The sequence below is a fragment of the Microbacterium sp. genome, assembly GCF_047971895.1.
Taxonomy (GTDB): Bacteria; Actinomycetota; Actinomycetes; order Actinomycetales; family Microbacteriaceae; genus Microbacterium.
The window spans coordinates 1-3,467 of sequence record NZ_JBKEAF010000024.1 but is presented as its reverse complement, the minus strand read 5'-3'; the positions used below and the strand labels follow the sequence as shown (position 1 = coordinate 3,467).

Here is a 3,467-nt window from a genome sequence, read left to right as displayed (position 1 = left end):
CCACGCCGCGCACCTTCCTCACGGCGAACGTCATCGCCGCACCGACCGCTGAGGAGGCCGACGAGCGCGCTCTCCCCCAGCAGCGCATGATGGCGCGGCTGCGCACGAACAAGCCGCTCACCCCCCACGAGACCGTCGAGCAGGCGCAGGCCGGGGCCGCCGAGTTCGACGGTCTGGCCGCGTCGGTCATGCAGTCTGCCCGCGCCGGCTGGTTCGTCGGCGACCCGGCGACGGTGGCTACCGACCTGCGCGCGGTCGCCGAGCGGTGGGGCGTCGACGAGGTGATGATCTCGCCTGTCGCGGGCTCCTACGACGCCGAGCCGATGGATGCCTCGCCCGGCCGCTTGCAGACGCTCGAGCTGCTGGCCTCCGCCGGCTGACGCCGGCGCGTCACTCCCCGGGCTCGCTCGAGATCAGACCGCGCAGCCAGTCGCGGGCCTCGACGAACACGTCGTCGGAGTAGCGCTCGGGGTAGCGCACGATGGCGCGGTCGGCACGCGGGTACGAGCCGAGGAACACCACCTTGGGGCTGAAACGGCGCAGCCCGAGCAGCGCATCGGCCATGCGCTCGTCGAGGATGTGCCCGTCCGCATCGATCACGAACCGGTAGCGGCCGAGCGCGTCGCCGATGGGCCGCGATGCCAGCAGTGACAGGTTGATGCCGCGCGTCGCGAACTGCTCGAGCATGTCCAGCAGGGCGCCCGGGTGGTCGTCGGGCAGTTCGACGATGAGGGATGTCTTGTCGGCGCCGGTCTGCGGGGGCGGCGCCACGGCGCGGCCGACGAGCACGAACCGGGTGACCGCGTTGGCGTTGTCGCCGATGTGCTCGGCCAGCACCTCGAGGTCGTGGTACTCGACCACGCCCGGCGCGGCGATCGCGGCATCCGCATCGCTCGTCCCGTCGATCAGCCCGACGGCGCTGGCGACGTTGCTCGCCGCGGGAATGTGCGCATGCTCCGGCAGGTGGGCGCTCAGCCACTGCAGGCACTGCGCGTACGCGACCGGGTGCGCCGAGATGAGCGAGACGCCCTCGAGGGTCGCTCCCGGGCGTGCCACGAGCACGAAGTTGACCGGCACGAGGTACTCGCCGACGATGCGCAGCCCGCTGATCGTGGCCAGAGCGTCCTGCGCGGTCGAGACACCGCCGTCGACGGAGTTCTCGATGGCGATCATCGCGGCATCCGACCGCCCTTCGACGACGTCGGCGAGCGCCTCGCCCACGTTGTGGACGGGATGCCACTCCTGGCCGCGCGCCTCGGGCACCTGTGCCAGCGCCGCTTCGGTGAAGGTGCCGGCCGGCCCCAGGAAGCTGTAGCGGCGACGGACGGATGCCTCGGGCTCTGCGGTCACGCCGTTCAGCCTAGCGAGCCCGCCACGGCGGCGGTGCGCGGCACCCCCTGCTCACGCCCCTGCTCCGTTCACTTGCCGCGTTCTGCGGTCACCACCCGTGAAACGCGGCAAGCGAACCGGGGCGCGAGCTCGAACCGGGGGCGCACGAGCGGTGCGCGAGAGACGCGAGGGAGGCAGACTGGAGCAATGACGCGTGCAGGACAGCCAGCCGAGGCATCCGACCTCATCGACGTGGACGAGCTCATCGCGGCGTACTACGACCGCACGCCCGACCCCGCCGACCCCGCGCAGCGGGTGTCGTTCGGCACCAGCGGCCATCGCGGGTCGGCGCTCAGCGGCAGCTTCAACGAAGATCACATCCTCGCCACCACGCAGGCGATCGTCGACTACCGGCGCACGCAGGGCATCGAGGGCCCGCTGTTCCTCGGCCGCGACACGCACGCGCTGTCCCGCCCGGCCGAGCGCAGTGCGGTCGAGGTGCTGGTCGCCAACGGCGTCGACGTGCGGGTGGACTCCCGCGATTCGTGGGTGCCGACGCCGGCGCTGAGCCACGCGATCCTCGCCCACAACAGACAGCGATCGGATGCCGACCCCGGCCGGGCGGACGGCATCGTCGTGACCCCATCGCACAATCCGCCGCGGGACGGCGGCTTCAAGTACAACCCGCCGCACGGCGGACCGGCCGACACCGACGCGACCGGCTGGATCGCTGACCGTGCGAACGAGCTCATCGCGAACGGGCTCGCTGAGGTGCGGCGCACCCGGTTCGCCGACCTCGACGTCGATGCGCTCGGGCAGTACGACTTCCGTGAGCACTACGTCGCCGACCTGGTGAACATCATCGACGTCGAGGCGATCCGCACGGCCGGGGTGCGGATCGGCACCGACCCGCTCGGCGGTGCCTCGGTCGACTACTGGGCGCTCATCGGCGAGCGATACGGGCTCGACCTCACCGTCGTGAATCCCGATGTCGACCCGACCTGGCGGTTCATGACGCTCGATTGGGACGAGAAGATCCGCATGGACCCGTCGTCACCGTCGGCGATGGCGGGACTCATCGGCCGTCGCAACGAGTACGACATCCTCACCGGCAACGACGCCGACGCCGACCGGCACGGCATCGTCACCCCCGACGCGGGCCTGATGAACCCCAACCACTACCTCGCGGTGGCGATCGACTACCTGTGCACGCATCGCCCGCAGTGGCAGGCCGATGCGGCGATCGGCAAGACGCTCGTCTCGTCGATGATCATCGACCGTGTCGCCGGCGCGCTGGGGCGCCGCCTGCTCGAGGTGCCGGTCGGGTTCAAGTGGTTCGTGCCGGGACTGCTCGACGGCTCGGTCGTCTTCGGCGGCGAGGAGTCGGCCGGGGCGTCGTTCCTGCGGTTCGACGGCGGCGTGTGGACGACCGACAAGGACGGCATCCTGCTGTGCCTGCTCGCGGCCGAGATCCTCGCCGTCACCGGAAAGACTCCCTCGCAGCGGTACGCCGAGCTGGAGGCCGCGTTCGGCGCATCCGCATACGAGCGGGTGGATGCGCCCGCCACGCCCGCGCAGAAGGTGACGCTGGCGAAGCTGTCGCCTCATGCCGTCACAGCCACCGAACTGGCGGGCGATCCGATCACCGCGCAGCTGTCGCACGCACCGGGCAACGGCGCGGCGATCGGCGGCGTGAAGGTGCAGACCGCGCATGCATGGTTCGCCGCCCGGCCCTCGGGCACCGAGGACGTCTACAAGCTCTACGCCGAATCGCTGCGCGGCGAGCAGCATCTGCGCGAGGTGCAGGCCGAGGCCCGCGCCGTCGTGACCTCGGCCCTCGGCGGCTGACCCGCGCGGCTACCAGGCGACCGCGGCCTCGTCGAGATCGTCGGCCGGCGCGCACGCGAACGAGGGGCGGGAGTGCGGGGGTGCCCCTCTGTCTTTCGTCAAGCTTGGCGGCGAGATTCGCGGTCGGGTGTGGCAGGGTGCTGAGGGTGTCCGATGATGCGGTGACTCGTATCCCGTTCCGTCCGGTGCCTCGTGATTTCGAGGGGTTCCCGATGCCGGCGACGGTTCCGCCGGGGCTGCGCCTGGAGCTCAGTCGCTCGCGCGTCGTCGAAGGCAAGGAAGAAGAACTG

2 protein-coding genes and 1 pseudogene are annotated in these 3,467 nt (G+C 71.2%); 2 read left to right on the top strand and 1 reads right to left on the bottom strand.

Annotated elements, in window-relative coordinates; translation table 11 throughout:
* A pseudogene (locus tag ACK5IN_RS02825) lies at positions 1 to 380 on the top strand (LLM class flavin-dependent oxidoreductase); the annotation flags it as partial.
* A gap of 10 nt (positions 381 to 390) precedes the next feature.
* On the opposite strand, the gene pheA reads toward ACK5IN_RS02825, so the two are convergent.
* Entirely contained in the window at positions 391 to 1,350 is a 960-nt protein-coding gene (pheA, locus tag ACK5IN_RS02820) for a prephenate dehydratase (protein WP_416894709.1), read from the bottom strand.
* 186 nt (positions 1,351 to 1,536) lie between these two features.
* Here pheA and pgm point away from each other — a divergent pair, with 186 nt between their 5' ends.
* Entirely contained in the window at positions 1,537 to 3,177 is a 1,641-nt protein-coding gene (gene pgm / locus ACK5IN_RS02815) for a phosphoglucomutase (alpha-D-glucose-1,6-bisphosphate-dependent) (RefSeq protein ID WP_416894708.1), read from the top strand.
* The last annotated feature ends 290 nt before the right edge of the window (positions 3,178 to 3,467 follow it).

Bases quoted from the DNA above. Each gene is read 5' to 3' on its own strand.
- pgm (WP_416894708.1), top strand. From the start codon at position 1,537: ATGACGCGTGCAGGACAGCCAGCCGAGGCATCCGACCTCATCGACGTG.